At 59.3% G+C, this 26,668-nt stretch carries 30 protein-coding genes; 16 read left to right on the plus strand and 14 right to left on the minus strand.

The genetic code is table 11. The features are described from left to right. The first annotated feature begins 151 nt into the window (after positions 1 to 151). The 9 genes from ABIB06_RS10585 to ABIB06_RS10625 all read left to right on the plus strand — a co-directional run bounded on the left by ABIB06_RS10585 (position 152) and on the right by ABIB06_RS10625 (position 8,891). Positions 152 to 550, plus strand: a complete 399-nt coding sequence (locus ABIB06_RS10585) for a DUF1236 domain-containing protein (protein WP_354069022.1) — start codon at positions 152 to 154, stop codon at positions 548 to 550. 255 nt (positions 551 to 805) lie between these two features. Beyond that, complete coding sequence (locus ABIB06_RS10590) at positions 806 to 1,159, plus strand: hypothetical protein (protein WP_354069020.1); 354 nt, start codon at positions 806 to 808, stop codon at positions 1,157 to 1,159. A 20-nt stretch (positions 1,160 to 1,179) separates the two neighbouring features. Then, positions 1,180 to 1,323: a hypothetical protein gene (locus ABIB06_RS10595; protein WP_354069018.1), complete on the plus strand. Its 144-nt coding sequence runs from the start codon at positions 1,180 to 1,182 to the stop codon at positions 1,321 to 1,323. Between the two features lie 391 nt (positions 1,324 to 1,714). Further along, positions 1,715 to 3,607 (plus strand): extracellular solute-binding protein, encoded by a 1,893-nt coding sequence (locus ABIB06_RS10600; RefSeq protein WP_354069016.1) that lies wholly within the window; start codon positions 1,715 to 1,717, stop codon positions 3,605 to 3,607. Between the two features lie 117 nt (positions 3,608 to 3,724). Further along, complete coding sequence (locus ABIB06_RS10605) at positions 3,725 to 4,954, plus strand: S41 family peptidase (protein WP_354125590.1); 1,230 nt, start codon at positions 3,725 to 3,727, stop codon at positions 4,952 to 4,954. A gap of 67 nt (positions 4,955 to 5,021) precedes the next feature. Further along, complete coding sequence (locus tag ABIB06_RS10610; RefSeq protein ID WP_354069012.1) at positions 5,022 to 5,285, plus strand: hypothetical protein; 264 nt, start codon at positions 5,022 to 5,024, stop codon at positions 5,283 to 5,285. A 411-nt stretch (positions 5,286 to 5,696) separates the two neighbouring features. Then, positions 5,697 to 6,797 (plus strand): pyruvate dehydrogenase (acetyl-transferring) E1 component subunit alpha, encoded by a 1,101-nt coding sequence (gene pdhA / locus ABIB06_RS10615; RefSeq protein ID WP_354069010.1) that lies wholly within the window; start codon positions 5,697 to 5,699, stop codon positions 6,795 to 6,797. Next, positions 6,790 to 7,770, plus strand: coding sequence for an alpha-ketoacid dehydrogenase subunit beta (locus ABIB06_RS10620; RefSeq protein WP_354069008.1), 981 nt, complete (start codon positions 6,790 to 6,792; stop codon positions 7,768 to 7,770). The genes pdhA and ABIB06_RS10620 overlap by 8 nt, the downstream gene beginning before the upstream one ends. A 20-nt stretch (positions 7,771 to 7,790) precedes the next feature. Continuing rightward, complete coding sequence (locus ABIB06_RS10625) at positions 7,791 to 8,891, plus strand: dihydrolipoamide acetyltransferase family protein (protein WP_354069006.1); 1,101 nt, start codon at positions 7,791 to 7,793, stop codon at positions 8,889 to 8,891. 58 nt (positions 8,892 to 8,949) lie between these two features. Here the strand turns inward: ABIB06_RS10625 and ABIB06_RS10630 are convergent, their stop codons facing one another. The 9 genes from ABIB06_RS10630 to ABIB06_RS10670 all read right to left on the minus strand — a co-directional run bounded on the left by ABIB06_RS10630 (position 8,950) and on the right by ABIB06_RS10670 (position 17,163). Then, positions 8,950 to 9,822, minus strand: a complete 873-nt coding sequence (locus tag ABIB06_RS10630) for a glucose 1-dehydrogenase (RefSeq protein WP_354069004.1) — start codon at positions 9,820 to 9,822, stop codon at positions 8,950 to 8,952. Next, positions 9,815 to 11,662 (minus strand): glycoside hydrolase family 15 protein, encoded by a 1,848-nt coding sequence (locus tag ABIB06_RS10635; RefSeq protein ID WP_354069002.1) that lies wholly within the window; start codon positions 11,660 to 11,662, stop codon positions 9,815 to 9,817. Before ABIB06_RS10635 ends, ABIB06_RS10630 begins: the two co-directional genes overlap by 8 nt. A gap of 148 nt (positions 11,663 to 11,810) precedes the next feature. After that, complete coding sequence (locus ABIB06_RS10640) at positions 11,811 to 12,545, minus strand: ABC transporter ATP-binding protein (RefSeq protein ID WP_354069000.1); 735 nt, start codon at positions 12,543 to 12,545, stop codon at positions 11,811 to 11,813. Further along, positions 12,542 to 13,276 carry an ABC transporter ATP-binding protein gene (locus ABIB06_RS10645; RefSeq protein ID WP_354068998.1) on the minus strand — a complete coding sequence of 245 codons (735 nt, stop codon included), beginning with the start codon at positions 13,274 to 13,276 and terminating at the stop codon, positions 12,542 to 12,544. Before ABIB06_RS10645 ends, ABIB06_RS10640 begins: the two co-directional genes overlap by 4 nt. Next, on the minus strand, positions 13,273 to 14,220 hold the full coding sequence (locus ABIB06_RS10650; protein WP_354068996.1) for a branched-chain amino acid ABC transporter permease: 948 nt from the start codon (positions 14,218 to 14,220) through the stop codon (positions 13,273 to 13,275). Before ABIB06_RS10650 ends, ABIB06_RS10645 begins: the two co-directional genes overlap by 4 nt. Then, positions 14,217 to 15,080: a branched-chain amino acid ABC transporter permease gene (locus ABIB06_RS10655; RefSeq protein ID WP_354068994.1), complete on the minus strand. Its 864-nt coding sequence runs from the start codon at positions 15,078 to 15,080 to the stop codon at positions 14,217 to 14,219. Before ABIB06_RS10655 ends, ABIB06_RS10650 begins: the two co-directional genes overlap by 4 nt. A 36-nt stretch (positions 15,081 to 15,116) precedes the next feature. Then, complete coding sequence (locus tag ABIB06_RS10660) at positions 15,117 to 16,271, minus strand: amino acid ABC transporter substrate-binding protein (RefSeq protein ID WP_502916546.1); 1,155 nt, start codon at positions 16,269 to 16,271, stop codon at positions 15,117 to 15,119. A gap of 74 nt (positions 16,272 to 16,345) precedes the next feature. After that, positions 16,346 to 16,825 carry a universal stress protein gene (locus ABIB06_RS10665; protein WP_354068990.1) on the minus strand — a complete coding sequence of 160 codons (480 nt, stop codon included), beginning with the start codon at positions 16,823 to 16,825 and terminating at the stop codon, positions 16,346 to 16,348. A gap of 170 nt (positions 16,826 to 16,995) precedes the next feature. Further along, a complete protein-coding gene (locus ABIB06_RS10670; RefSeq protein ID WP_354068988.1) occupies positions 16,996 to 17,163 on the minus strand; it encodes a hypothetical protein in 168 nt (55 codons plus the stop codon). Between the two features lie 226 nt (positions 17,164 to 17,389). Here ABIB06_RS10670 and ABIB06_RS10675 point away from each other — a divergent pair, with 226 nt between their 5' ends. From ABIB06_RS10675 to ABIB06_RS10685, 3 genes are all read left to right on the plus strand, one after another. Beyond that, on the plus strand, positions 17,390 to 18,283 hold the full coding sequence (locus ABIB06_RS10675; RefSeq protein ID WP_354068986.1) for a LysR family transcriptional regulator: 894 nt from the start codon (positions 17,390 to 17,392) through the stop codon (positions 18,281 to 18,283). Positions 18,284 to 18,697: 414 nt separating this feature from the next. After that, positions 18,698 to 19,177 (plus strand): hypothetical protein, encoded by a 480-nt coding sequence (locus ABIB06_RS10680; RefSeq protein WP_354068984.1) that lies wholly within the window; start codon positions 18,698 to 18,700, stop codon positions 19,175 to 19,177. 32 nt (positions 19,178 to 19,209) lie between these two features. Continuing rightward, complete coding sequence (locus ABIB06_RS10685) at positions 19,210 to 19,617, plus strand: DUF488 domain-containing protein (protein ID WP_354068982.1); 408 nt, start codon at positions 19,210 to 19,212, stop codon at positions 19,615 to 19,617. Positions 19,618 to 19,665: 48 nt separating this feature from the next. Here the strand turns inward: ABIB06_RS10685 and rnk are convergent, their stop codons facing one another. The 3 genes from rnk to ABIB06_RS10700 all read right to left on the minus strand — a co-directional run bounded on the left by rnk (position 19,666) and on the right by ABIB06_RS10700 (position 20,836). Next, complete coding sequence (gene rnk, locus ABIB06_RS10690; protein WP_354068980.1) at positions 19,666 to 20,049, minus strand: nucleoside diphosphate kinase regulator; 384 nt, start codon at positions 20,047 to 20,049, stop codon at positions 19,666 to 19,668. A gap of 172 nt (positions 20,050 to 20,221) precedes the next feature. Continuing rightward, positions 20,222 to 20,542 (minus strand): phasin family protein, encoded by a 321-nt coding sequence (locus ABIB06_RS10695; protein WP_354068978.1) that lies wholly within the window; start codon positions 20,540 to 20,542, stop codon positions 20,222 to 20,224. Between the two features lie 60 nt (positions 20,543 to 20,602). Further along, positions 20,603 to 20,836 (minus strand): hypothetical protein, encoded by a 234-nt coding sequence (locus tag ABIB06_RS10700; protein WP_354068976.1) that lies wholly within the window; start codon positions 20,834 to 20,836, stop codon positions 20,603 to 20,605. A 295-nt stretch (positions 20,837 to 21,131) separates the two neighbouring features. Between ABIB06_RS10700 and ctaD the strand changes: the two genes are divergently transcribed. The 3 genes from ctaD to ABIB06_RS10715 all read left to right on the plus strand — a co-directional run bounded on the left by ctaD (position 21,132) and on the right by ABIB06_RS10715 (position 24,190). Beyond that, complete coding sequence (ctaD, locus tag ABIB06_RS10705; RefSeq protein WP_354068974.1) at positions 21,132 to 22,742, plus strand: cytochrome c oxidase subunit I; 1,611 nt, start codon at positions 21,132 to 21,134, stop codon at positions 22,740 to 22,742. Positions 22,743 to 22,858: 116 nt separating this feature from the next. Further along, on the plus strand, positions 22,859 to 23,071 hold the full coding sequence (locus tag ABIB06_RS10710) for a hypothetical protein (protein ID WP_354068972.1): 213 nt from the start codon (positions 22,859 to 22,861) through the stop codon (positions 23,069 to 23,071). Between the two features lie 111 nt (positions 23,072 to 23,182). Then, complete coding sequence (locus ABIB06_RS10715; RefSeq protein WP_354068970.1) at positions 23,183 to 24,190, plus strand: sensor histidine kinase; 1,008 nt, start codon at positions 23,183 to 23,185, stop codon at positions 24,188 to 24,190. Between the two features lie 209 nt (positions 24,191 to 24,399). On the opposite strand, the gene ABIB06_RS38895 is transcribed toward ABIB06_RS10715, so the two are convergent. After that, positions 24,400 to 24,756 (minus strand): hypothetical protein, encoded by a 357-nt coding sequence (locus ABIB06_RS38895; protein ID WP_502916541.1) that lies wholly within the window; start codon positions 24,754 to 24,756, stop codon positions 24,400 to 24,402. Between the two features lie 310 nt (positions 24,757 to 25,066). Then, complete coding sequence (locus ABIB06_RS10725) at positions 25,067 to 25,270, minus strand: hypothetical protein (RefSeq protein ID WP_354068968.1); 204 nt, start codon at positions 25,268 to 25,270, stop codon at positions 25,067 to 25,069. A 244-nt stretch (positions 25,271 to 25,514) separates the two neighbouring features. On the opposite strand from ABIB06_RS10725, the gene ABIB06_RS10730 reads away from it, so the two are divergent. Then, a complete protein-coding gene (locus ABIB06_RS10730; protein WP_354068966.1) occupies positions 25,515 to 26,666 on the plus strand; it encodes a hypothetical protein in 1,152 nt (383 codons plus the stop codon). Positions 26,667 to 26,668: the final 2 nt, after the last annotated feature.

A 26,668-nucleotide genomic window follows, 5' to 3' on the forward strand; every position in this document is an offset into this window, starting at 1 on the left:
ACCAAAGGATCACAACGAGACGGCATGGACCGGCCAACATTGCGAACGCTCGCACAATTGCGAACGCACACATGACTGCAATTTAATGCAACCTTCTCGATTTCGTGGATGTTCATTTCCCAAGGGGGCGACGCAACCCGGAATATTCACCATGAAAACTCACCTCGTCGTCGCCGCGACAGCGGTCGCACTCGCATCCAGCGTCGGCATCGCATCCGCTGCGGAGCAAGGCTCAACCATGTCGAAGATGGCTCAGCCTTCGGCCATGCGTGAAATGACGAAGCCAGGACTGTCGTTGACAAGCGCTCAGCAAAAGCTGGCCTGGAAGGATGTCGAACGAATCGCCATGGCCCAGAAGGCACCAGCAGACTTTACGCCCCGCGTGGGCGCAACGGTTCCGAACGACGTTGCGCTAAAGCCCGTCCCAGCCAACCTTGGACGGCAAGTAAGCACGCTGAAACCATATGACTATGCTCTGCTGAAGCACGAGCTTTTGATCGTCGATCCCAGCAGCAAGAAGGTCGTCGACGTCATCAATCGTCACGCCTAGGCACTGGAACGACTCTAGCGGCTCGCCGGCCGCGCTTGACGCGCTCGCAGTCAGCGTGTGCCGCGTCTGCGCAAGACCACTGACGTTGCCGCACGCTTTTTTGGGAATCTAGAGCAAGGTGTTCGAACGCAATAAGGCGGAGCAGGCTCTGCTGCAGTATCCGGCCACCCAGGTCTGGCGTGAAATGCCGCTCACCATTCTGCGGACATCACTGGTCAACGCCATGTTCGGGGGCGCGTCTTCGGTACGAGCTACATGAAGGCCGTCGGCTTCGCGGGCTCCACCCCGGAGGTCATCGGGCTTATTGCTGCGGCCTTCATGCTGGTGTTCACGATCATCGGCTCGTTGCTTGCCCACATTATAGACCGGCGCACAATTCTCTTGATCGCCGCGGGCGTTCTGCTCGTGTTCGCCATCCCCTACTTCCGTATGGTCAACACCCGAAGTTTTGCTCTAGCCGCGATCGGCGACATCATCGGCTTCGGCTTTGTATTTGGATGGCTACGGCGCCATCCCTACTTTATATACGGAGAGTTTTCCGACCCGCTACCGCGCGTCGGGTGCGAGCGCCGCCTATCAGATCTCGCAGAGTATATGGCGGAGGGCTGATCCCGATTCTCGCGGGATTGATGCTGAATGCCTATGGGATTCACCAAGCTTATATCTATATCGGTCTGCTGGTGATGGTGTACGCAGCCTTGGCCATTCTTGCGACGCTCCGCACACCTGATACCACGAAGATCGATCTGGAAACCATGGCTCCGCACGCTTGAGGATTTGGTTCCTGGACGACATGAAGAGCCAAGAACGACGCGGCGCCAACGGCGGCGCTCGTTGCGCGCGAATTCGTCTTCCACCAACGGGCATACGAGACGAGCCCCGATGAAAGAGTCTCAGGTCTGGCACAGGCAGTGACGGACGATCGAGACTCTCATCGCGTCCGGTGCGGTGAGGCATGATGTGACTCCGGATGCACCCACTGGTCGCAACGATCCCCCGAAGCTGAACGTTTCCGCGTCCTGCCTTCATCAATTGGTCCGATCGTAACGAACGCGACAGAAACACGTCTGAGCTGAGCGCCCACGCAGACGGCTTCTGCTGGAACCTTCTTACGCCAGCTTCGTTCAGATAACGGGGGCGATGCCGCGAGTCATTTGATCGCCCGTGATCCTCAGTCGAAGAGATGTTCTCCGGGCAACTGCTCTTTCCGCTTTCGCGCCCTTTCTGGAGGCGGGACAGCAGCCCACACAGGTGAAAGCTTCACAAGCCCTACCCTGGAAGCACGGTGTCTGTCTGCTGGGCGACCTGAAATATCCTCCAAACTTCAGGCAGTTTGACTATGTGAATGTAAGCGCCAAGCGCGGCGGCCTGGTTCGCCAGGCCGCACTGGGGACCTTCGACAGCTTCAACATGGTGGTCGCCGGGGTAAAGGGCGACGTGGCTGAGGGAATCGAGCTCATCTACGATCCCTTGATGGCGTCCTCGCTCGACGAAGCCGCAAGCGTCTACGGACTGATCGCGGAGGCTGCGCGTTACCCGGCAGACTTCTCGTGGGTGAGCTTCCGGCTGCGAGCCGCGGCGAAATGGCACGATGGCCGGCCGATCCTGCCCGAGGACGTGCTGTTCTCGCTGAAAGCCTTCAGGAAATATCATCCGCAATTGTCGGTCTACTACCGCCATGTCCTGCATGCCGAAAAGACCGGTGACCGCGATGTCAAATTCCACTTCGATGCGCCGGGGATCCGGGAGCTGCCGCAGGTCATGGGACAGCTTATCGTATTGCCGCAGCATTGGTGGGAGGGAACGGACAAGTCCGGCAAGCGGCGGGACATTTCAAAGACGACGCTTGAACCTCCGTTGGGCTCCGGCGCGTACCGGATCAAGCAGTTCGAGCCCGATCGTTACGTCCTCTACGAGCGCGTGCCCGACTATTGGGCAAACGAGGTCCCCGCCAATGTCGGGGCCAACAGCTTTCAGGAATTACAGTTCGAGTACTTCCGCGATCCGAATGTCGCGTTCGAAGCGTTCAAGGCCGGCGCGCTCGACTGGCGCACCGAGAACGCCGCCAAGAACTGGGCGACCGGGTATGACTTCCCTGCCGCATCAGAAGGCCGCGTCGTATTGGAGAAATTTCCGATCCGGAGCATCGGAATGATGCAAGCATTCGCCATGAACCTGAGGCGCCCCAAATTCGCGGATCGGCGCGTCCGAAGGGCTTTCAACTTTGCCTTCGATTTCGAGAGGTTGAACCAGGAACTCTTCTATGGAAAATACTGGCGTATCAACAGTTATTTCGACGGAACAGAACTCGCTTGCTCGGGGCTCCCGCAGGGACGCGAGCTGGAGCTTCTGCAGCCGATGCGCTCCCGGGTGCCACAGGAAGTATTCACGACACCTTACTGGAATCCGCTGACTCCGGATCACAAGGCGGAGCGCGCCAATCTGCTCGAGGCGATCGATCTGCTCTCGCAGGCGGGGTACGAGATAAAGGACCTTGTTCTCATCGATCCCAACACCGGAAGACAAATGACCGTCGAATTCCTGATTGGAGACAAGAACCTCGAGCGGGTCATCTTGTTTTATCAGCCGCTACTGGAGCGGATCGGGATGAAGGTCAGCGTTCGCCTGGTCGACGACATACAATACATCAACCGTCTGCGCGAATGGGACTTCGACATCATCGTCGCCAACTGGCAGGAATCGCTCACGCCGGGCAATGAGCAGCGCAATTATTGGGGCTCGCATGCGGCAAGCCAGCATGGCTCGCGCAATCTGATCGGCATCAGGGATCCCGCGGTCGACGCGCTTATCGAGCGCATCGTCTTCGCGGACACGAGGGATGAACTCGTCGCAGCGACCCGTGCGCTCGATCGGGTGTTGCTGTGGAATCATTTTGTCGTGCCGCAATGGACGCTTTCCAACGAACGTACCGCGCGCTGGGACCGCTTTGATCATCCCGAGCACATGCCGAAGTATGGCGAGGCGGCGTTCCCGGCACTCTGGTGGTGGAAGGAGGAGCATACCAACGTCCAGCGACAGGCTCGCATCGATAGGTAAGAGGATCACATGAAGAGATCACATCTGCGCGCATTGGCAATTGCGTCCGCGGCATCGGCCGCAATCATTTGCCTCGGATTGGCTGCCGCGGTTGCGACCAGCGTCTCGAAACCCGACGTGGAGCTTCTCGCCGACGTGATGCAGCTCGTTCAGCGGGACTATGTGCATCCAATCGATTCAAGCAAACTCACCGACGATGCCCTGAAGGGAATGCTTTCCCGCCTCGATCCGCATTCCTCCTACATGACCGAGCCGGAATTCCGCGAGTCCATGGAGGACATGAACGGAAAATTCGGCGGCGTCGGTCTGAAGATCACGGATCACAACCGGGTGCCAACCGTGATCTCCCCAATCGATGGCACGCCCGCCGCCCATGCAGGCGTCCAGCCAGGCGACGGCATCGTCGCAGTCGACGGCCAAAGCACCCGTGGCGCGGAGCTGATGGAGGTCGTCAGGAAGATTCGCGGCAATCCGCGAACGACGGTGAAATTGACGGTCGTGCGCGGTGACAAGCCACCGTTCGAGATACCTCTCACTCGACAAGTTATTGCGGTCCATAGTGTCAAGTCAAAGTTGGAACGTGATCGCATCGGTTACATCCGGATCAGCGAGTTCGGCCGAGACACGCCGAACGAACTCCGGCAGGCGATCTCGACGCTGAAGCGGGACGCCGGCGGCAAACCAGCAGGCCTCGTCCTGGATCTGAGAAATGACCCGGGCGGCCTTCTCTCGTCCGCGGTCGACGTGTCCGGCGATTTCCTGAGTGGCGGGACCGTCGTCTCCATCCACGGACGCAACAGTAGCGACGATCGATCGTTCAAGGCCCCCGAAACGGGCGCGCTATTGCCGGATATCCCAATGGTGGTTCTCGTTAACGGCGCGTCGGCTTCGGCGTCCGAAATCGTCGCGGGCGCATTGCAGGACCGCCACCGCGCGACCGTGATGGGGACCCAGAGTTTCGGCAAGGGATCGGTTCAGTCCATCATCACGATCAAGGGCCACGGCGCCCTGCGGCTGACGACCGCCCTCTACTACACGCCGTCGGGGCGGTCCATTCAGGACGATGGGATCACGCCCGACATCGTCGTCCAGGCGCCAAACGACGAACAAGTCGCAAATTCCCTGGTCTGGCGCGAAGCCCAGCTCCATGGCGCTTTCGCCAATCCCGGGCCGCTCACCAAATCCAAGGACGGGTCGAACGGCGGGCGTATGTCCGCTGAAACGGCGTCGCCGCCCATTAAGCCGCAACTCATCGGAACCAGTCGGGATGCGCAACTCACTGCTGCGCTGAACCTCCTTCGGCCGCCCACACCAAATTCCGCGGCCATTGGCGCGAGCGCATCGTGATCATCACGCCGTTGCAGGCGGCGGTGATGCAGCATGTGCCGTCCATATTTTTGCAGGAGTCACGCCCATGACCACTGAAGATCCCGTCACCAAATCCGAGACAGGAGGAAGGCCGATAGCCGAGGAATTTTCCGCGCTGATACGAGAATATTCGCCCGCTTTGGCCGGTTGGTCTTGCCTGATCATCGCGGCGCTGGTCGCCTTCCGGCTGACCGAGGCAACGCAATATCATCAGCTCGCGGCAGGCATTCTGATGTCGTCGTCGACGCTGTTTATTCTAATGGCGTTGTTCGAATGTCTTTGGCGGATGTTCGTCGAGCGAAATCCTTGAGACGACAGGCTGAGCCGGCGCAGCTCGGGCGCGCCTTTCGCGCGCTTCGGGTCGGGTTCGTATCAAATCAAGCCTCCTTCAAATATTTAACCTTTCGCGCAAGTTGCAACGCGTGCCGCACATCTTAAATGCTGGAGTGTGGGCATCAAACAACGCCTTGTAACGGCGCTGCCAACACCCTCAATGAGGTTTCCGCGGATGAAGCCCCGGCCCCTCGCCGTTCCCCTACCGATGCGAGCCGGGGCTTTCTTTGTGCCTGAGGCCAGCCTTTCGGCAACGACCGATCCCGGTAAACCTGCAGTGCAGCAACGAGCGCGCATCAAGGCAGAGCCGACGCGGTCTTGCATCGTCTCGGCACGAACACCAATTGAATAAGATGAAAGAGGGCACAATTGCTCCAGGAGTGAGAGCATGGCCAGCAGCAGAAGAGTGGTCCAGGATCTCCCCGTGATCGCGCGCTTCGAGGTGCGCCGCCGCGCTTACCTCGCGGCAGACGGCTCGATAGCCCGACCGCTCCCCGCCTTCGCCTCCGATGCCGACCTGCTCATCGCGCTCTACCGGGCCATGGTGCTGCTGCGCCTCTTTGACAAAAAGGCCGTTGCATTGCAGCGCACCGGGCGGCTTGGGACTTATGCCGTTTCGCTCGGCCAGGAGGCGGTGTCGGTTGGGATAGCCAGTGCGATGCGGGAGGAAGACGTGCTGTTGCCTTCCTACCGCGACAATGGCGCACTGCTTTGGCGCGGCGTCAAGCTTGAAGAGATCCTGCTGTTCTGGGGCGGGGACGAGCAAGGCAATTGCTTCTCCGGACCGCCCCATGATTTTCCGTTCTGCGTTCCCGTGGGATCGCAGGCGCCTCATGCCGCCGGTGTCGCCTACGCCTTGAAGCTGCGCAAGGAGCCGCGTGTCGCCGTGTGCCTGTTCGGCGATGGCGCCACCTCGAAGGGCGATGTCTACGAAGCGATGAATTTTGCCGGCGTGCACAAACTGCCGGTCGTGTTCGTTGCCGCCAACAATCAATGGGCCATATCGGTACCGTTGCGATTGCAGACCGCTTCCGAGACGCTGGCGCAGAAGGCGATCGCTGCGGGATTCACCGGCGAGCAGGTCGATGGCAGCGACGTGGTGGCGATGCACGCTGCCGCCGACGAGGCCATTACCGCGGCCCGTGACGGCAAAGGCCCTCGCTTCATCGAGGCGGTCACCTACCGCCTCGGCGACCATACGACCTCCGATGACGCTTCACGCTATCGTTCGGTTGATGACGTCCAGGCTCATTGGAAGGAAGAGCCGATCGCCCGCTTGCGGGCCTATCTTGTTGGCCGGAAAATGTGGAGCAAAGCCGACGAAGACCGGCTCGCCACCGAGTGCCATGATCGCGTCGAGGCGGAGGTCGAGCGCTATCTGGCAGCGGCACCGCGGCGGCCCGAAACCATGTTCGATCACCTCTATGCCGATCTGCCCGAGGTGTATGCCGCACAGCGCCGTGAACTTGCGGGAGAGCACGATGGCTGAGGTCACGTTGGTGGAAGCCGTCAATCTCGCGCTCGGACGCGCGATGGAGGACGATCCGGATGTAGTCGTGCTTGGCGAAGACGTCGGCATCAACGGAGGCGTCTTCCGTGCGACGGCAGGCCTGCAGACGCGCTTTGGAGCGGAGCGCGTCCTCGATACGCCGCTTGCCGAACTCCTGATCAGCGGACTCTGCGTCGGCATGGCGGCGCAGGGGCTGAAGCCCGTCGGCGAGATCCAGTTTATGGGGTTTATTTATCCCTGCCTGGATCAACTGGTGAACCACGCATCCCGAATACGCAACCGCACCCAGGGACGGCTCACCTGTCCGATGGTTCTGCGCACGCCCCATGGCGCCGGCATTCGCGCGCCCGAGCATCATTCCGAAAGCACCGAGGCGATGCTCGCTCATATTCCCGGCTTGCGCGTCGTGATTCCTTCTTCGCCGGAGCGCGCCTATGGACTTCTCCTCGCCGCGATCCGCGACCCCGATCCGGTGGTCTTTCTGGAGCCAACGCGCCTATACCGCGCGGCGAAAGGCGAGGTGCAGGATAATGGCGAGGCCTTGCCGCTGGATCGTGCCTTTGTCCTCCGCCAAGGTCGCGACCTCACGCTGATCGGCTGGGGCGCTGTGTTGAAAGAGACCATGGCCGCGGCCGACGTGCTCTCTGCCGAAGACATCGCTGCCGAGGTCATCGATCTTGCCACGCTCAAGCCTTATGATGAAAGCACCGTGCTTGGCTCGATCGCAAAGACCGGACGTTGCGTCATCGTGCATGAGGCGGCACACACCGGCGGATTTGGAGCGGAGATCGCAGCCCTTATCGCCGAACATGGCCTGTCCTCGCTGCTCGCGCCTGTGACCCGCGTCACCGGCTACGACACCGTCATTCCGATGGCACGCCTCGAGCAATACTACATGCCTTCGGTTGAACGCATCGTCAGCGGGGCACGCAGGGTGTGCCAGTTCAGCTAAATCTCGACGGACTTCGTCCCATGCGCCAGTTCATGCTGCCGGATCTCGGCGAAGGTCTTGAAGAGGCGGAGATCGTCAGCTGGTATGTCAACGAAGGCGATCACGTCGTCACCGATCAGCCGCTCCTCTCCGTCGAAACTGACAAGGCGGTCGTCGAGATACCATCGCCGTCGAGCGGACGCATCGCGCACGTGTTTGGCGTCAAGGGCGATATCGTGAGGGTCGGCATGCCGCTCGTCGAATTTGCCGAGGGCGTCGAGCAGGACACCGGCACAATTGTCGGTGAACTCGGCAGCAGCGATCATCCGCCAACGAGAGGCATCTCCTCCGAGCGGCCGACCGGGCCGCAGCCTCAGGTGTTTCCGGCCGTGCGTGCACTCGCACGCAACCTCGATGTCCATCTTGAGAGCGTCGAGGCCACCGGACCCGGCGGCACCATCACACGGGCCGACGTCGAACGGGCTGCGAAGGGCATGTCCCCGGCCGGTTCCGCCGAGCCGCTGCGAGGCATGCGGCGCGCGATGGCCCAACGCATGACGGCAGCCCATGCGCAAATCGTTCCCGCCACGGTAACTGATGAAGCCGACATCGACGACTGGCCGACCGGCGAGGACGTGACGATCCGTCTGGTGCGGGCCATCGCTGCCGCCTGCAAGGCAGAACCCGCTCTCAATACCTGGTTCAATTCCGGCACGAGCGAACGGCGCCTCATCGCGCGTGTCGATCTCGGCATCGCCGTCGATACCGAGGGCGGCCTGATCGTTCCGGTGTTGCGTGATGTCGGAGAGCGCAGCGTATCTGACTTGCGGGCCGGCCTCGACCGCCTGCGGGCTGATGCAATCGCGCGCTCGATACCCCCTGAGGAGCTGCGTGGCGCGACCATTACGCTGTCGAATTTCGGGATGATGGGAGGCCGGTTTGCCAATCTGGTCATCGTGCCCCCGCAGGTGGCAATCATAGGAGCGGGGCGGATCTCCCAACAGGCCGTCGCGCATCGGGGCCAACCTGCGGTGCGGCGTGTGCTGCCGTTGTCGCTCACCTTCGACCATCGCATCGTGACCGGTGGCGAAGCGGCCCGCTTCCTGGTCGCACTCAAGTCGGAGCTCGAGCTGACGTCGTGAACCACCTCGTTTGCATCCGCTCTCAAGGGGAGTCGTTCAGCAGAGCCGAGCATCGCTGTCAGCCGCCGGTCGCGAAACCCGGAAAGAGCGTCATGCCGCCATCAATAAACAAGGTGGCGCCCGTGACGTAGTCGGCCGCATCCGAGACAAGCCAGGCGACGGCCTGGGCAATGTCCTCGGGTTCACCGATGCGTTTGTAGGGCACGAGAGTCATCAGCTCGCGGTAGGCTTCAGAGGTTTCCCAGGCCGGACGGTTAATCGGAGTGCGGATGGCGCCCGGCGCCACGGCGTTGGCCCTGACCGCAATCGGCGCCACTTCCTGTGCGATGCTTCGCATCAATTGCATCACTCCGCCCTTCGATGCGGCATAGTTGGCGTGACCGGCCCAGGGGATCTCCTGATGGACCGAGCTCATGAACACGATCTTGCCGGCGGCCACGGAAATTTCTGGCGCCACGCCGCGCCTCTTGAACTCCCGTACCGCTTCCCGCGCACACAGGAACTGGCCGGTCAGGTTGACGGCAATCACCTTGTTCCATTGCTCGGTCGTCATATCGAGCAAGGGCGCGTCGCGCTGCAGACCTGCATTGTTGACGGCGATGTGGAGTGTTCCGAAATGATCGACGGCCGTCGCGAACATTGCTTGAACCTCTTCTTCCCGGCTGACGTCCGCCTTGATCGCAAGCGCCCGCCGTCCCCCGGCTTCGATCTGGTGCGCCACCTCCTCTGCGGCTACGGGGTTGACGACATAGTTGACGACGACATCGGCGCCCGACGCGGCAAGACCCAGCGCAACCGCCTTCCCGATCCCGGAATTCGCGCCGGTAACCAAGGCTGGTTGTCCCTCCAGGACGATAGGGAAGCGGCTGGCGGGAAGCTGCCGCGCCCCGGGAGCCGCAGGCGCGGCCGGATCGGTGGTCGTTTCAGGCATGCTCGGCTCCCTCAAGTCCGCGAGTCCTTTGTCCGTCTTTGCTTGGCAGCGCTTTCTTTCCGCCGCGCTTTTCCGACGGCTTGTCGCGATGGGTGAGGTTATGGGCGGTGTTCACCATGGCGATGTGCGAGAATGCCTGCGGGAAGTTGCCGACCAGCCTGCGCCGGGCGACGTCATATTCCTCGGATAACAAGCCGACGCCGTTGCACAAGGACAGAAGACGCTCGAACAGCGCCTTGGCGTCCGCATTCCGGCCAACGAGGTGATAGGCATCCGCGAGCCAAAAGCTACAAGCCAGGAACATGCCTTCGCCCGGCGGCAAACCATCCTTGGCCGTGCCCGTGTCATAGCGACGCACGAATCCGTCTGCGACCAACACGCGTTCGATAGCGTCGATCGTGGATATCACGCGTGGATCGTCCGGCGGCAGGAAGCCTACGGCAGGGATCAGCAGCAGGCTCGCATCGAGCTGCCTCTCGCCATAGACCTGCACAAAGGTCGCGCGATCTCTGTCGTATCCTTGTCGACATACGTCGGCATGGATGGCGTCCCGTATCGCCTTCCACTCCTCTACCGGACCATGCATGCCGAATTCCGTAGCGGACTTGATTGCCCGGTCGAACGCCACCCATGCCATGATCTTCGAGTGGGTGAATTGCTTTCGGCCGCCACGAACCTCCCAAATTCCTTCATCGGGTTCGGTCCAGATCTCCTTGAGGTGTGCCAAGAGGGCGCATTCGATCGCCCAGGCTCTCTTGTTCTCGGGGAGGCCGCCGCGGCGCGCCTGATAAAGCGCATCCGTGAGCTCACCATAGACGTCCAGCTGCAGCTGGGTGTGCGCGGCGTTTCCAATGCGGACCGGCTTGGAGTTTTCGTAGCCGCAAAGCCACGGAACTTCCCACTCCGTCAGCCGGCGCTCACCGGAGACGGCATACATGATCTGAAGCTGGTTCGGACTGCCGGCGACCGCACGGATGAGCCAATCGCGCCAGGCGCGCGCCTCATCGTAATATCCTGCTGCCATCAGTGCGAGCAGAGTGAGAGTGGCATCGCGAACCCAGCAGAAGCGGTAATCCCAGTTTCTGGAGCCGCCGATCTCCTCAGGCAGCGAAGTGGTCGCAGCCGCGACGATGCCGCCACTTGGCCGGAATATCAGAGCCTTTAGCGTGATGAGAGACCGGAGAACATGGTCCGAATAGGGTCCGGCTGTTGCGCAACGGCCGGACCAGTCCCGCCAGAAGCACTCGGTGTGGGTAAGGAGATGGAAAGGGTCTGCAGCGGGCGCCTCTTCCTGATGAGAAATCTGATAGGAAAGCTCAAAGCTCCTCAGTTTGCCTTGTGCGATGATGAAGGAGCCCAACGTCCTCATCCCCTTCCCGTGGACCGGCACGTCGCTCCGCAGCACCAACTTTGACGCTCCGGCCACCAGCGATACAGCGCGATCATCAAGGCGGCTGACCCATGGTACAGTGATGCCGTACTCAAAGCGTACCGCAAGTTCGCTTTGCATCTCAACGCGACCCTGAAGGCCTTCAACGATCCGGACAATCCTGGACTCGCCGGGTTTCGGCGGCATGAAATCGGTGACGCGAACGCGTCCTTCGGCCGTGGTGAAAATCGTTTCAAGGATCAAGGTGCCCGGTCGATAGCGCCGCTCGACCGACTGCCACTGCGTGGGCGCCAGGCGCCAATAGCCGTTGTCCTCCGATCCGAGCAGCTTTGCGAAACAACTGTCGGAATCAAACCGTGGGAGACATAGCCAATCGATCGAGCCGTCCATCCCTATCAGGGCTGCGGTCTCGCAATCGCCGATGAGCGCATAGTCTTCGATTCGAGCCATAAGCAATCCCACTTATCCAAGCAGGTCGCTCCTGTTCCAGTTCCCTTCGCAGACGCCGCAGCGGGACTAGACTTAGGTTTAAGGCTATCTGGGTCGAGCCGGCGTTCGGCGCGGAGATCGAGTGCACTCTCCAAGGAGCAACGCCGGGTTAGATTCCCAGATAAGCGCGACGGACCTCGGGATCGTCAATGAGTTTCCTGGCGAGGCCGCTATGAACGATGCGACCGGTTTCCATCACATAGCCCCGGTCGGCCGTTGACAGCGCCAGATTAACGTCTTGTTCGACCAGCAACACCGTCACGCCTTCATCGCGTATCGTCGCCAGAACATCCGTCAACTGTTCCACGATGACGGGCGCCAGTCCCAAACTCATCTCATCGATCATCAGCAAGACCGGCGCCGCCATCAGGCCCCGTGCCATCGCGCACATTTGCTGTTCGCCGCCCGACATGCTTCCTGCGAGTTGATCTCGACGCTCCCGCAGACGCGGGAACAGCGTATACATCTTATCCAGATCGCGTGCGATCCCCGCCTTATCGTTTCGCCTGAAGGCGCCCATCAGCAAGTTGTCCTGTACACTCATGCGATCGAAAAGCTGACGACCTTCCGGAACCTGAACCAACCCTGCGACAAATGCCTGATCGGACGTCATCGGGACCAGATCCTGGTGGTTCATGACAATGCCGCCCGTGCAGGAAAGCACGCGCGACAGTGTACGCAGCAAGGTAGTCTTGCCCGCCCCGTTGCTGCCGACCAGCGCCACGATCTCGGCCGGGTAGACCTTCAGAGTGACATCGCGCAAAACCGGCATTCCACCATAGCCTGCGTTGACCGCACGTACGTCAAGCAGAGGCTCCGCCTTGACTGCCGACTCTTCGTTCATGCCCGCCTCTTGCCAAGATACGCCTCGATGACGGCCTGGTTGGCGAGCACCGCGCGGGGCTCGCCATCGGCAATCTTCTCGCCATGATGCAACACCAGCAGCCGATCCGACAGGCTCTTGATGGCCTTGATGACGTGTTCAATGACGAGAACGCTGATGCCCGCGTCACGGACCTTGCGGATCACCTCTATCACCTCTTCGATCTCGACGAGATTCAGCCCCGCCATGACCTCATCGCACAGGAGAACCTTCGGCTGCATCGCCAAGGCTTTTGCCAGCTCCAGACGTTTGCGGCCAGGGCCTCCCAATTCATCGGCGCGTTGATCGACATTCCCGCCCAGCCCGACGAAATCCAGCTGAGCGCGCGCCTGCTCGCGGGCTTTCGTCAGTTGGGCCTGTCCAACGCCACGTCCAAAGAGGGCGCCTACCGCGACATTGTCCAGCACCGACAAGCCGGGAAAAGGCCGCATGATCTGAAAGGTTCGTCCTATGCCCAGCCGTGCACGACGGTACGCAGGCAAGCGGCCAAGAGACCGTCCTTCAAAACGGATTTCGCCCGAGTTCGGAAAAAGCGTTCCGCTGATCAGGCTGATGAGCGTGGTTTTCCCGGCACCGTTCGGGCCGATCACGCCGAGAATCTCTCCTCGCTGCAGGATGAAACTTACGTCATCCACCGCGATCAGGCCCGCAAAGCGTCGGGTCACGTTCTTGATCTCGAGTATCGCGGTCACAGCCGGTGCGTCCGAACGTTTTCGGCGAAATACCGCCACCCCATCTTGCGGAAGCGCCGCGACATGTCCGCCAGACCGCGCGGCATCAGCACAACTGCGGCCACGACGACAACACCAAAGAAAAGGCCCGCGAGACGGGTAACCTCGCTCGAGAGAACTTCGGAGATCGCCGAGAGCGACAATGCCCCGACGACGGCCCCGAGAATCGTGCCGGGTCCTCCGAATACCGTCATGATGATCATCTTGACGTTCAGGCTGATGTCGAATGCACTCTCCGGATCGATAAACGTAACCCAATAGGCGTGAATGCCGCCGGCCAGAGCGCTGAATATGCCCGAGAGAGCAAATGCCAGCGTCTTGTACAATGTTGTATTGACACCCATCACTGCCGCGCCTTCCTCGTTTTCGCGGATAGCGATTAGCCCAAAACCGAAGCGGCTGCGCGTCAGCCAGAAAATGGTCAACGTAGCCAGAATAAGAAGGCCGAGCGACAGCTCGTAAAAGAGAGGATCATTGTTGAGCGGCGGCAAGACGAGTCCGATATTCTGGCCGGCCAATTTCACGTTGGAAACGATCGCGGTCATGACCTGGGCCAACGCCAGCGTAGCGATCGCAAAATAGTGACCTCTCAGCCGCAGAATCGGCACTCCGAGGAGAACGGCGAAGATGACCGCAAGCGCCGCGCCGAATATCAGACCGATACCGAACGGCAGTTGCCACTGCACCATCGCAATGCCAACACCGTAGCTGCCGAGCCCATAAAACACCGAATTGCCGAATGAGGCGTAACCGGTGTAACCCCCAATGATGTTCCAGCCCTGAGCCAAAACCGCGAGCAGGAGGGCATTGATGCCGAACTGGATCAGAACATCCGATCCGAACCAGGGCACGGCCGCAAGAACGGCAAGCGCCGCCAGCATGAGCGCGATGCGCAGCGCTCTCATGCTGCTTTCCCAAGCAGGCCGTTGGGCCGCACCATCAGCACCAATACCAGCACACCAAAGCTTGCCACGTCGGCGTAGGTCGAGCCGACGTAAAGTGCAGTCAACGATTCGAGGATTCCCAGAAACAGGCCGCCGACGATCACCCCGAGAGGATTATCCAGCCCGCCAATAATCGAGATGGCAAACGATTTTGCCGTCAGTGCCGCACCGATGTAGGGATTGATTTGCGATACCGTTCCGTAGAGGCCTCCCGCCATTCCGGCCAGCGCGATTCCGATCCCGAAAGTCGTGGCGTAGAGATGCCGAGGCTCAACGCCGTAGAGGCGAGCCGCCACCAGGTTCTGCGCGGTGGCGCGGATGGCACGCCCCAATCGTGTGTGCAGAAGGAACAGCCACATGCCAACCGTCAGCGCGATGGCAACGCCGAAAGCCAGAAGCCGCGCCAGCGGCAACACGACCGGCCCCAGGACGATGCTGTCGCCTGCATAGGCGGGGTTAATGGTACGAAAGTCGGCCGAGAACACGAGCTGGGCCAGATAGGTCAGCACGACCTCCAGCCCGAAAGTGATCAGCAACGTGTTGAACATGGGCGCGCGGACGATCAAATTCAGGAGCCCACGCTGTACGCCATACCCGATGGCAAACATCGCCGCCGCAGTGATCGGCAACCCCAGAAACGGGTCGACATGCGCGTACGTGTAGAGATACCACGACACGTAAGCGCCGAGCATGATGAATGCACCGTGTGCCAGATTAACGATATTGAGTACGCCCCAGACGAGCGCGAGACCGAGAGCCATCACCGCGTACAAGCCGCCCGAAAGAATGCCGTTGATGAGGATTTGCTCAAGCAGATCCACGTCGTCCTCTTTCAGCCGACCGATCGTTCGATCCGCTTAGCGTGCGTCCCAGGCCGGCATGGGATATTTCGGCTCCGTGATCTTGCCGTCCACGCCGTAGATTGCGACCAGCGCGTTTCCTTGAACCTGAACAACGATCTGCGGCAGGTCGATCTGACCGTTTTCGTTGAACGCAACGCGGCCGTAAAGGCTGTCGAATTTCACCTTCGACAACGCTTCTCGCACCTTCTGCGGATCGGTCGAGCCTGCATTTTCCACGGCTTGCACCAATGCTTCCACGTCGGCTACGCCGGAAGCAGCGTGGTAATCAGGATCATAGCCAAACTTTGCCTTGTAGGCCGAGGCGAACTTTGCAGCGTCGCCAAACCAGCGATCCTTCAGTTCGGCGGAAGGCAGCCAAGCGGTCATGCCGAAAGCATAGTCCGCATCCTTGCCCAGGGCCTTGCGGAAATCTTCGCTGGGAACACCCACCGTGAAGGAATACATCTTCGGCGCGACAGCAAGGCTCTTGGCCTGTCTCACGAAGTTCAGGATTTCGGTTTCATGGCCCGCCACCAGCACCGCATCGATGTTCTTGCTCTTGATCTGCGAGAGCAGCGAATTGAAGTCGGTGGCGTTCGTGCTGTACCGCTCGTCCATGGCCAGCGAGAGGCCCGCCTTTTCCAATTTCGATCGCGTGCCCTCGGCCACCGAGACGTCGAAGGCATCGTCGGCATAAAGCAGAGCCACTGATTTCGGGGCTGGATCGAGCCCCTTCATCATGTCCACGGTCGAGCCAAAATAGTTGCTGGCCGGCGCCAGCGTTCCAAAAATATACTTGAACTTGCGGGCGAATATCTGGTCGGACGCGCCACCACCCTGAACCATCGGAATCCTGTACTTTTCGGACACGGCCGAATCCGCCAGTGCAAAATTGCTTGCGAATGGCCCCAGCAGGAAATCCACCTTGTCCTGAGAAACCAATTGAGTGTACTGGCGCACACTCAAATTGACGTCCGACTGATTGTCGTACAGCTTGAGGTCGAGCTTGTGTGATTCATTGCCGACCTTGACTCCGCCCGCAGCGTTGATCCTGTCGATCGCGAACTGATAGGCGTCGCGGTAGTAGCGGCCGGTATTGGCAACCGGACCCGTGAGCTGCACAGACGCTCCCAGGACGATTTCTTTTGCCATTGCCGGACCTGACGGCATCGTAACGGCAGCGGCCGCCAACAAAAGGGCTGAGACGGTGGATGTTTTCAGCATGGTACGATCCTTCCTGCGTGCTATCCTTCCTGCGCCCGTGTTTTTCGCATTGGAGTAACGTTATTTTCCATGTGCTCCGGTTTGACCGCGACGAGCATGCTGCAAGGCGGATGATGCAAAACCGATTCGCCGACCGATCCGTTCAGCCAGCGTGCAAGCGTGCCTTGATCTCGATGGCCGACGATGATCAGGTCCGCCTTCATTTCCCTTGCGGTCAGAACTATCTGTTCGGCAGGATTGCCGTACCTGATGTCGTTCGTTGCCGTGCATCCGACGCTCTGCAGACGTTTCACGCCGGCATCGAGCACCGACTGCATGACATACCGCCGGTTGTCGGGAATGAAAGCCATCCCTTCGACGACAAGCATGTTCTCGGAGAGGTCTATGATTGCGAGAAGATGAACCGTCGCACCCGACGCCGAGGCCAAGCTCTTCGCCTGGGCTAAAGCTTCGCGGCCATCGAGCGACCCGTCGTAGGCCAGGAGAATTTTTTTGTACATGCCTCGATCTCCTTGTTGTCCGTTGAGGCAGTGTCCGCGCGTGTCAGTCAACGCACCTCTTGACTTCGCTGGTCCTGACCTTCCGGATTTCTGCGACGATACCTACGTTCCCCCTTTGCTGGCTCTCGAGCCCGACGGCTTTTCCCGCACCCAACAGCGCCATTGGAGCGTCAAGCTGGCCGGCGACGGATGCGAATGGGCGCCAAGGATGACGGCAGCTCGCCGCCATAAACTCCACGCCAAATGGACAGTGTTGGGTATCGGTCGCTTTTGATCTGGCGCATCTTCTCGAACAGACGGTTTCTCAACCTGGGCATATTCACCGGCATCTTTTTCATCCCGTTCTCCTGTCCAACCATGCCTTCAGGCAACTAGTCATACGCTCACCCCGGCCGACGCATCCGCGCGTCCGTCATGCATCCCATCCTTTTCGCCGCGGAGTGAATCACTCGGCACGAAGCCGGAGGAAGCTCGCTGGCAACAACATATGCTCGAAATAATTTTTGACGAACGAATAATTTAAGCTCTTGATATCTACGAATTAGATATGAAGAGGTGTTTCCGATGGACACGGAGCTGGCGAGAACCTTTCTGACGGTTGTTTCGAGCGGAAACTTCATCAGCGCCGCGGACCGGCTTCATGTCAGCCAGTCGACTGTGAGCACGCGGATCCATACGCTCGAAGACCAACTCGGTTGCGTGCTCTTCGTCCGCAACAAAGCCGGCACGACGCTGACATCTGCTGGCCGGCAATTTCAGCGGCACGCGGCCACGCTCGTTCGGACGATAGAGCAGGCGCGCCATGATATCGGAATTCCTGAAGGCTTTGGTGGTACGCTGGTTGTCGGCGGCCGAATGGGCCTGTGGGAGGAATTTTTGCTGAAGTGGCTTCAGCTGATGCGTGAGGCCAGACCGGAGATTTCCGTTCGTGCGGAGAGCGGCCTGGAGCCAGAACTCATGCAAGGCCTCATCGACGGTCGAATTGATATCGGCGTCATGTACACCCCCCAGAGTCGACCGGGATTGAAGCTCGAGCAACTATTCGAGGAAAAGCTCGTCATGGTTTCGACGGATGCAAAGAGCAAGCCTGAGCCCCGGCCCGGCTATGTCTATGTGGACTGGGGACCGGAGTTCTACGCCCGACACAATGCCTGCTTTCCGAATTTTGGTCCTCCGCTGACTGCGAATATCGGCTGGCTCGGACTGCAACACGTGCTGGAGAATGGCGGCTCCGGCTACTTTCCGGAGCGTATCGTGCGGCCTCATCTCAAGGCAAAACGACTGAATCTAATCGGAAACGCGCCCGAATTTTCGATGCCTGCTTACGTCGTTTATCCTCTTGACTGCGATCGCGACCTCTTCGGGATCGCGCTTGAGATCATGCACGGGATCGCGAACTCGAAAGCGGCAACGACAGTTGCCAGGAATCCCTCGAGGCGTTCGCGAAGAACGCGCTAGTTCCCACTTTCCGAAGTTCGTACACCATTTCAGCAACCACCCTTTACGAACTTCGGAAAGCCATGGGCACTAGCAAACTTACGATTCTAGTGCCGCTTTTCGATTTGAAGTCCCTGGCTTCATTTCGCCGCTTGCAGTGCGGGGACTTCGAATCGGCGGCACTAGTTGGGCGCGCACCACAAATGGCGGCGATGCCGGCGTTGGCTCGCACTCCATTCCGGGCGAGCGGGGCGTAAGCGAGGGGAGCGAAACAATTATTAGTCGATCCATCGATCGATTTTCTGAATAGAAAGAGTCAATATTTCTCGCTTGCCAAATAGACCTGAGGAGCAAGAAGATGGCCCCAGTCGCTGTGCCGCGAAGGGATACGCGGACCTGGCGTTCACCCGGCCACAGAAGGATGGGAGATGTGAAATGACCGAAGTTTCTCGTCTCGAGTCGAAGTACGATGCCTTTCTGTTCGCCTCACTTTGTGAAAACGATGAATTGCCTCTCACCGTTTTGTCTGTGCTGGCGCGGCAAGACCTCGATCCGTGGCAAGAGGCTGATCGTCTGGCGCGGTTATCAGAAGAGCAGGCAATAAACAGTCTCGCATCAAGGATATGGAAATCGAACAGTGAGCGCTGGTCACCCTCGGAGGCAAGTATCCTCGCGATCCGCGTGATACAGCTTCTGCCATCGCACGGCGGCATCAGGTCGGACCGCAACTCGACCGAAGATGGCGACGGCAGAATGATGTGGCTGGTCGTAGGCATGCTGGCGGCCTCAATTGCCGCATCCGGAGACGGCATCAGAAACTCGCTCGAGAGTTCCGGCAATCCGGACCATCACGTCAGCGCGGTCGCACCGCCAGAAGCGTCGCCGCTATCGTCCCGGGGCGTTGCTACCGATTAGGAACGCCGAGACAATTTTCGGGAGCCATGCTTATGGGCAGGAGAATTGCGGCTGCAAACGTCAGATTGAAGCGGGCATACAAGAACCCGGCTGCAGAGGATGGCATCCGGATCTTGATCGACCGCTTGTGGCCGCGCGGCGTTGCGAAGGCAAATGCCGCGATCGATCTGTGGGCCAGGGACATCGCTCCCAGCACCGCGCTACGGAGGTGGTTCGGCCATGACCCCGCTCGCTGGCAAGAATTCCGACGCCGTTACTCGGAAGAGATCCATCGGCACCGCGACCGGCTCGACGAGCTGCGCACGCTCGCTGAAAGAGGCCGGATTACGCTCGTTTTTGCGGCGCATGACGAAACTCACAACGACGCGGTGGTCTTGCGGGACATCCTTCTCGGTCGAACCTCCGCACGGAAGTCCCAACCTGCAGAAGCCGAAGCATAAGAAAGTTGCCTACGGGCGATCACCGCGTTCCTCATACCACGCCTATCGTCAGGTCGCGGGTCTGACCTTAACCACGGTCAATTTGCGACGCTCGCCTGTTCTGGTATGGAATGAAATGGTTTGATTGACGGAAAGCCCCAGAAGCGCGGCGCCGACCGGCGTTAAGACCGACACGTGCCGGCGAGCAAAGTCCGCATCAATCGGATAAACCAGGATGATCTCCTGAACCTTCCCGGTTTGCTCGTCGCGAAATTCGACCGAGCTGCCGAGATTGACGATGTCCGGACGCAGTTTTTCCGCCGGAAGGATATGGGCGCGGTCCAGCTCCTCACGAAGATATTCGGACACTTCGACCATTGGCCCGCTCGTCAGCGACGAGAGCGCGGACAGTCTGGCAAGGTGATTCGCATCAATTGCAATTGGCGGTCTCATGCCGGTAATCCTCTCTCTATGCATGCCGTACTGGTGATCGTTCGCCGACCCAACTCGCTCTTTCTAAAGTGGCCTTGAAGACGCGCGTGGTCTCGTCGTGCGATGATGATCGGAGGAAAATGTTCGCTCATGTCTATTCCAGTCCTGGTATCCGCGGATTTTGCATCAGCCGTCAAAGGATGACGCAGCTTGTCATGACCGCTTCCGTTCTGAACGGCTCAGCCGCGTCCTTCGGCATTTTGCAGATCAGATCGACGAGGTTGTCGGTATAGCCGCCCAGGACGTTTAGTTGATTATGGCAATGCGCACCCGAAAGCGCGATGACTTCCAGGCCCGTCTTCGCGTCAGCAAGTTGGGTCATGTATACAAACGACCTTAATGCGTGGTCGCTCGACAGCTTCATGTTTTTTAGATTGTGGTCAGCAACGGCACGAGCAACGCTGCTCGCGGAATCCAGACAAAGCCGGCTCATTTCGCTTGTCCTGCTAATCATCACTTGCTCCTCTGTCACAATGATCGGATCTCGCGGCCGAGGTGCTGGACTGGGTCGCCGTCACCGTTCGAAGGCGACAGACTTCACAACCGTCACTTTCGGCCGCGTCTTGCCGTCGTGCGACGGCTGCGCTTGCTGGCTCAAGCGCGAGCGATCGCGAAGCGCCTGCTCCGGAACATCGCAGTCAAGCAGAGCTACATTTTTCTTGGAAATTTCAACCCGGACAACCAAAGGGTAGCCCGGGCTACTTGCCGATTTGCAAGAGTCCCGCGCGACAAAGGTCTTTTTGGTCAAGCGCAATGATAATCATGGCTCATAGTTGGCGAGACAATCCATGAAATCAAGCCTGCGATCCACCGCCGTGCCGTTTTGTCGCTGTTTAGCCGCCCGATTCATCTTCCTCGACATCAAGCTCGTTTGTCGCCGGCAACCCTTCGCCTCGATATCTCGCGGGCGATCTCGTCTCCTCTTATGTATCAAGTTTTGCGAATTTAACCGTCAACATTTCTCGCTTGTAAAAATTGAAGACGGGCCGAGAGTACCATTAACGACATGGGGCATGGGCAGCAGCAAGTGAGGTAATCAAGCCATGACTTCTGTCGAATACGCAGCCCATGGTCCAAACGACACACACAGTCGCCGTGCCGGCTGGCGGCGCTATGTCTATTCGACCAACCACAAAGATATCGGCACGATGTATTTCGTGTTCGCGATATGCGCAGGGCTGATCGGCGGGATTCTTTCGGTCGTGATCCGGATGGAATTGCAGCAACCGGGGCTGCAGATTTTCTCCAATACACATACCTATAACGTGTTCGTGACCAGCCATGGGCTGATCATGATTTTCTTCACGCTCATGCCGGCGATGATGGGTGGATTTGGCAACTGGATGGTACCGCTCATGATCGGCGCGCCGGACATGGCGTTTCCGCGAATGAACAACATCTCGTTCTGGCTACTGCCCTCATCGTTTGCGCTGCTCATCATCTCGATGTTCGTCGGGGGAGAGCCGGGTTCGCATGGCGCCGGCACCGGCTGGACACTCTACGCGCCGCTATCGACGTCCGGACATCCCGGCCCGGCGGTCGATTTCGTCATCCTGTCGATCCACCTGGCCGGCGCATCCTCGATCTTGGGCGCAATCAATTTCATCACCACCATTTTCAACATGCGTGCCCCCGGCATGACCATGCACAAAATGCCACTATTCGCATGGTCGGTCCTTGTGACGGCGTTTCTGCTGCTGTTGTCACTGCCCGTACTCGCCGGCGCGATTACCATGCTCCTGACCGACCGCAATTTCGGGACGACGTTCTTCGCCGCGGAGGGCGGTGGAGATCCGGTGCTGTTTCAGCACCTGTTCTGGTTCTTCGGCCACCCGGAAGTTTACATCATGATATTGCCGGGTTTCGGAATCATCAGCCAGGTGGTTTCGACCTTCAGCCGCAAGCCTGTCTTCGGCTATCTCGGAATGGTCTATGCCATGGTCGCAATCGGGTTCATTGGCTTCGTGGTCTGGGCCCATCACATGTACACCGTCGGGATGTCGAGTAGCGCTCAGGCTTTTTTTGCGCTCTCGAGCATGGTGATCGCGGTACCGACTGGCGTCAAAATCTTTTCATGGATCGCGACCATGTGGGGAGGCTCGCTCAGATTTCAAACGCCGATGTTGTGGGCGATCGGGTTCGTCTTCGTGTTCACGATCGGCGGCGTGACCGGCGTGGTGTTGGCCAATCCGGGCGTCGACCGGACGTTTCAGGACACTTACTACGTCGTCGCACATTTCCACTATGTGCTGTCCTTGGGCGCCGTTTTCTCGATCTTCGCAGGCTGGTACTACTGGTTTCCGAAAATCACCGGCTACATGTATTCTGAAACCCTGGGCAAGCTGCACTTCTGGCTGACCTTCATCGGCGTCAATCTCGCATTCTTTCCAATGCATTTCCTCGGACTATCGGGAATGCCGCGACGCATCGCCGATTATCCGGATGCGTTCGCGGGCATGAACCAAATCTCCTCGATTGGAGCTTATGTCTCTGCAGCGGGCCTGGTTGTTTTCTTTGTGGGCCTTGCGTTCGCATTTGTCCGTAAAGAGAGGGCTGCGGACAACCCGTGGGGGCCCGGCGCGACCACGCTCGAATGGACCCTATCTTCGCCGCCGCCATTTCATCAGTTTGAGGTCTTGCCCCGTGTCGCCTGATCGACAGTCTTGCGGTCCGAGCCGGGCATTCTCATTCTTTGAGTCAGTCGACCCGACGCTAGCCGGAGAATACCTGGAGATCAGATCGGCGTCGAAAGTGAGTTGGAGTACGCGCCATGACAAAAGAACCCATCAACGAGCGTGACAAGAGACAGTTGGATCTGCAGTTGGATCGGGAGTTGCTAGATACCTTTCCGGCGAGCGATCCGCTGTCCATCACCCGCTTTCCCCGTGAACGGCGCAGGGCGGAAAAGCCGCGAATGCGCAGCGATACCGCCAGCGCGCCATCCGACTCTTCTAGCAAGATACGACATCAAGCACCAGGGTAGTGCCTGAAGTTCCGCCGCGCCGTACGCTCTCGCAGTCCTTCGTGTGACGCAGGGCGGCGTATGTGCGATGACTCGGAAATAGCCCTGTGCGGTTGAGAGGAGGGATGTCTCGTGTCTGACCGGTTGCTTGGAACGTTCAACGAGCGCATTAGCCGCTTACAGGCAGTGACTCAACGTTGGCCATCCTGGGGAGGCGCCGCCATTGTCGCCCTCTTCGTCGTAACCGCAGCCTTGACATTCGATGCATTGACCCCGCAGATAATCTCGGTCGGCACTCTATATGCGGGTCTGGTCCTTCTGGGTTTCTGGTTTCCCAAACCGAAGGCAGCCCTCGCTCTTGCGCTGCTCGCAACGCCTCTGATCATCGCAGGATATTGGGTAACCATCCCTGACAGCATACCGGCATGGCAGGCATGGTTGAATCGTGCTCTCGCCATTGGGACTGTCTGGTTTACGGCAGTCTTCGTGTGGCACATCCGTGTCCTTGAGGGAAACCTGCAGCGACAGATGGACATCACCAAAGCGCTTTCGCGCGAAATGACTCATCGTGTGGGAAACCACCTGCAGCTCGTTTCTTCGTTCTTGATGCACCAGGCCCGCACCAGCTGCAATGAAGAGGTACGCCGCGCGCTCGAACGTGCGGGCTCACGTGTGATGGTGATTGGAAATATTCAGCGGCTGTTGTCGCATTCCGTACCTTCGCGCATGATCGATTCGAGAGAGTTCATCATGACGGTCATCGACGAGGTGCGCTCGGCTTTGCCAAACTCCAATCAGGTTGACATAGTGGCGCAGGCCGATTCCGCGGAGCTAACGTCCATGCGCGCAATCGCCATCGGGGCCTTGTTGCTGGAACTCATCAACAACGCGCTGAAGTATGCGTTCCCCGAGGATATGAAGGGAATGCTCACCGTCAATTTTACTGTTTCGGGCAACAAGAACATAATCGAGTTTGAGGACGACGGCATTGGCATTGCTCACGGACATACCCCCGACGGGTTTGGCACCAGGAACGTAGAGGACCTCGCACGCCTGCTGGAAGGGTCGATAACCTGTCAACCCGCGTGCAAGTCAGACAGTCGGCCGGGTACCAAATGGCGGCTGGTGATCCCAGCATGAAGTAGCAAGCTCGTCCTACCCGGAAAATGCAGGTAAGTTGCCGGCGCTACTGTCCGAGCCGCCGGCAGTCATCCCCGCGTTTTCGCTCCTCGTCGATGCGCTTCGGTACCGGCGCGAGTGATTGCTGCATGCCGTGTCAGCAGACGTACAAGAGCTGACCAAGCCCGGTGAGCTCGATAATTTGGTCCTTAGTTAAATGTCTAGCGCTCCTAAAGGAGCGTTATCCCGTTCTGTCCTGAGACGATTGAGATCGAAATTTCCTGAATGCGCGATCGGTTGCCATAAATCGCTTCAGCATCGGAGCGATCAATTCGTCGGGTTATTGAGTGTCCGCTTTCGCGCTTAATCACTTCGGCACAAGCTCCAAGATCTCGATCGACCGCAGCCGAGACCACTTTGATCGCGCAGATATCCGATTTGCTCGCCCCAATATCCAAATCCACGACGCGCGCGTAGTCGACCTGTACCAATGGGTCTGTGCGCGGTATCTCGCTGGCGTGAGGGTGCAGAAACAAAGGCAAAGCGCGGTTGAGCTCGGCTCTCGAGCGAATCTCCGAACGGATCACGCTGGCCTTCCAAATCCTGTCCCGCCCACAAGCAATCCGAGGGGCGAAACTGGCGGAGAGAGTGTCAGTCAATCCCCATTGAAAGATCAAGCATTTTCGACCTTGCTAGACCAAAACCCACCGTTTGAGCTCCGGCCGGAAAATAGCCGGGCCGACTTGGCAGTCTCTTCAGGGACTTCGCCCGGGGCCAAGTGCGCTCGGTCTCCTGAATTGGTGTGGGTGGGAGGCTCAGAACGGGCGCATAGCCCGTTCTGAGTTTTTCCGTCGACGAGCATTCGTCCGCGGAGACTCGGCTCGATCTGCCCTGCGCCTACCTCGTCGGCTTGGGCGGGCAGAAAGGCCCGTGGCAAGGCGGCGGCGGGGGCGGCGGCGGCACCGGGATGTTCGGCACCGTGTTGGTCGGAGCGGGCTTCGGGGTGAAGTCCGGCTTCGGGATGGAAGGAGTCGTGCCGTTGCCCGCCGCCGCCAGCGACGGGAACAGCACGACTGCGAGGATCAGTGCGGTCTTCGACATGATGTCGATCTCCTATGCCGAGCACCATCGCTCGGTGCGGACACAGAGACAGACGCGACGGGAGGACATTGCGAACCAGTCCTCCGACGCACTCGAATAGGGACCCAAATTGCGATCCTCGGCTTTTGTGCAGATAACGGGATCCAGAGTTGTCCGGAGCCGAAAGGGGCGAAGAGAGAACCCTTTTTCCTGCAAATTTCCGCAAATTTGCAAGGTCCCATCCGCATAGCCATCTAAAGGTCGGGTGGGGCGACTTTTCGCGAGAGATCAGATTATGAGTCTCCATCATCGCTTCATTCACACTATGGCCAGCGTCTGGGTCGCAACATACGCCGGTAAGCGGGACGGGCTTGCCGCAGAACTGAAGGAAAAGCTCGAATACGGAGACGAGGTCGATCTCGGCCCGACGGTATCCCGCTATTTGAACTTCGACCTCACGAAGTCGCAGCACCTGGCGCCGATGCGCCTCGTGTTTTGGGAAGGCGTCGTCTGCGGCGACTATCCTCTGCATTTCCTGCGTTGGTGGGAAGACGCCTACTCGGCCTACGATCTCGTTGATTCGACGAAGCGCGAAAAGGCCGAAATTCGGACGCTGCTCGCCGAAGCGAAGTTCCTGTTCAAGGACGCGTCGAACGCCGCGTATCCCCGATACGGGGCCGCTCGCGAGCTGTTGCTCGGCTTCGCGATCGCCGTCGAGCGGCAGACTCTTGGTGCGGACGACAAGCGGATCGAAAAAGGCCTGAAGCATCTCGAGGCGGCAATCACCCAGTTTCGTACCTTGAAACCCGATCAGACCGCGCTTTCGACGTCGGACCATTTCCACATCGCATCGGCCGTGCATATGACCGACTGGTTGCTCTCGGAGCTGAGCGCAGCCGACGCTCAGGAGCGCCGCCAAAGCACCCTCAGAAGGCTGGCCGAACTCGGCGCCATCAAGAGCTACGCGTGGCTCGCAGATGTCACCGGCAACTGGGTCTATGCATATAACGTTGCGGAGATCTACGGCGGACTTGGGCATCCGGATCTCGAGCAAGCGACCCTGCAGGCGATCAAGCTTAATCCCCGACTGGCTGATTTCGAGGCAAACACCGAATTCGATGGCGTCGACGAGCCCCTGAGGAATGCGCCCGCATTGAAGGACGTTCTTCCCAAACTGTCCGAAAAGTACGGTGATTGGCTGAAAGAACGTGCGGCCGCCTATCATCAGCACCTAAGCACGTACCGCGAAGATGTCACGAAAGGACTGAAAGCCATGCTGAAGCAAGTTGGGCGAAAGCTGCCGAGCGGTCTGTCGACGCAGCGCGTCACGAAAGTCCTCTCGCTTCTGCTAGGCTTCGCGATCGGGCTGCTTCTATATTTCGATGGGCTCGCTGCGATAGCCAAGCCGATCTTTTGATC

The sequence above is a fragment of the Bradyrhizobium sp. LB8.2 genome (genome assembly GCF_040548035.1).
Classification (GTDB): domain Bacteria; phylum Pseudomonadota; class Alphaproteobacteria; order Rhizobiales; family Xanthobacteraceae; genus Bradyrhizobium.

What these genes read in the sequence shown, in the direction of transcription:
- ABIB06_RS10585 (WP_354069022.1), top strand. Translation starts at nt 152, where the DNA reads ATGAAAACTCACCTCGTCGTCGCCGCGACAGCGGTCGCACTCGCATCC.
- ABIB06_RS10590 (WP_354069020.1), top strand. Translation starts at nt 806, where the DNA reads ATGAAGGCCGTCGGCTTCGCGGGCTCCACCCCGGAGGTCATCGGGCTT.
- ABIB06_RS10595 (WP_354069018.1), top strand. Translation starts at nt 1,180, where the DNA reads ATGCTGAATGCCTATGGGATTCACCAAGCTTATATCTATATCGGTCTG.
- ABIB06_RS10610 (WP_354069012.1), top strand. Translation starts at nt 5,022, where the DNA reads ATGACCACTGAAGATCCCGTCACCAAATCCGAGACAGGAGGAAGGCCG.
- pdhA (WP_354069010.1), top strand. Translation starts at nt 5,697, where the DNA reads ATGGCCAGCAGCAGAAGAGTGGTCCAGGATCTCCCCGTGATCGCGCGC.
- ABIB06_RS10620 (WP_354069008.1), top strand. Translation starts at nt 6,790, where the DNA reads ATGGCTGAGGTCACGTTGGTGGAAGCCGTCAATCTCGCGCTCGGACGC.
- ABIB06_RS10625 (WP_354069006.1), top strand. Translation starts at nt 7,791, where the DNA reads ATGCGCCAGTTCATGCTGCCGGATCTCGGCGAAGGTCTTGAAGAGGCG.
- ABIB06_RS10630 (WP_354069004.1), bottom strand. Translation starts at nt 9,822, where the DNA reads ATGCCTGAAACGACCACCGATCCGGCCGCGCCTGCGGCTCCCGGGGCG.
- ABIB06_RS10635 (WP_354069002.1), bottom strand. Translation starts at nt 11,662, where the DNA reads ATGGCTCGAATCGAAGACTATGCGCTCATCGGCGATTGCGAGACCGCA.
- ABIB06_RS10640 (WP_354069000.1), bottom strand. Translation starts at nt 12,545, where the DNA reads ATGAACGAAGAGTCGGCAGTCAAGGCGGAGCCTCTGCTTGACGTACGT.
- ABIB06_RS10650 (WP_354068996.1), bottom strand. Translation starts at nt 14,220, where the DNA reads ATGAGAGCGCTGCGCATCGCGCTCATGCTGGCGGCGCTTGCCGTTCTT.
- ABIB06_RS10660 (WP_502916546.1), bottom strand. Translation starts at nt 16,271, where the DNA reads ATGCCGTCAGGTCCGGCAATGGCAAAAGAAATCGTCCTGGGAGCGTCT.
- ABIB06_RS10665 (WP_354068990.1), bottom strand. Translation starts at nt 16,825, where the DNA reads ATGTACAAAAAAATTCTCCTGGCCTACGACGGGTCGCTCGATGGCCGC.
- ABIB06_RS10670 (WP_354068988.1), bottom strand. Translation starts at nt 17,163, where the DNA reads ATGAAAAAGATGCCGGTGAATATGCCCAGGTTGAGAAACCGTCTGTTC.
- ABIB06_RS10675 (WP_354068986.1), top strand. Translation starts at nt 17,390, where the DNA reads ATGGACACGGAGCTGGCGAGAACCTTTCTGACGGTTGTTTCGAGCGGA.
- ABIB06_RS10680 (WP_354068984.1), top strand. Translation starts at nt 18,698, where the DNA reads ATGACCGAAGTTTCTCGTCTCGAGTCGAAGTACGATGCCTTTCTGTTC.
- ABIB06_RS10685 (WP_354068982.1), top strand. Translation starts at nt 19,210, where the DNA reads ATGGGCAGGAGAATTGCGGCTGCAAACGTCAGATTGAAGCGGGCATAC.
- rnk (WP_354068980.1), bottom strand. Translation starts at nt 20,049, where the DNA reads ATGAGACCGCCAATTGCAATTGATGCGAATCACCTTGCCAGACTGTCC.
- ABIB06_RS10695 (WP_354068978.1), bottom strand. Translation starts at nt 20,542, where the DNA reads ATGATTAGCAGGACAAGCGAAATGAGCCGGCTTTGTCTGGATTCCGCG.
- ctaD (WP_354068974.1), top strand. Translation starts at nt 21,132, where the DNA reads ATGACTTCTGTCGAATACGCAGCCCATGGTCCAAACGACACACACAGT.
- ABIB06_RS10710 (WP_354068972.1), top strand. Translation starts at nt 22,859, where the DNA reads ATGACAAAAGAACCCATCAACGAGCGTGACAAGAGACAGTTGGATCTG.
- ABIB06_RS10725 (WP_354068968.1), bottom strand. Translation starts at nt 25,270, where the DNA reads ATGTCGAAGACCGCACTGATCCTCGCAGTCGTGCTGTTCCCGTCGCTG.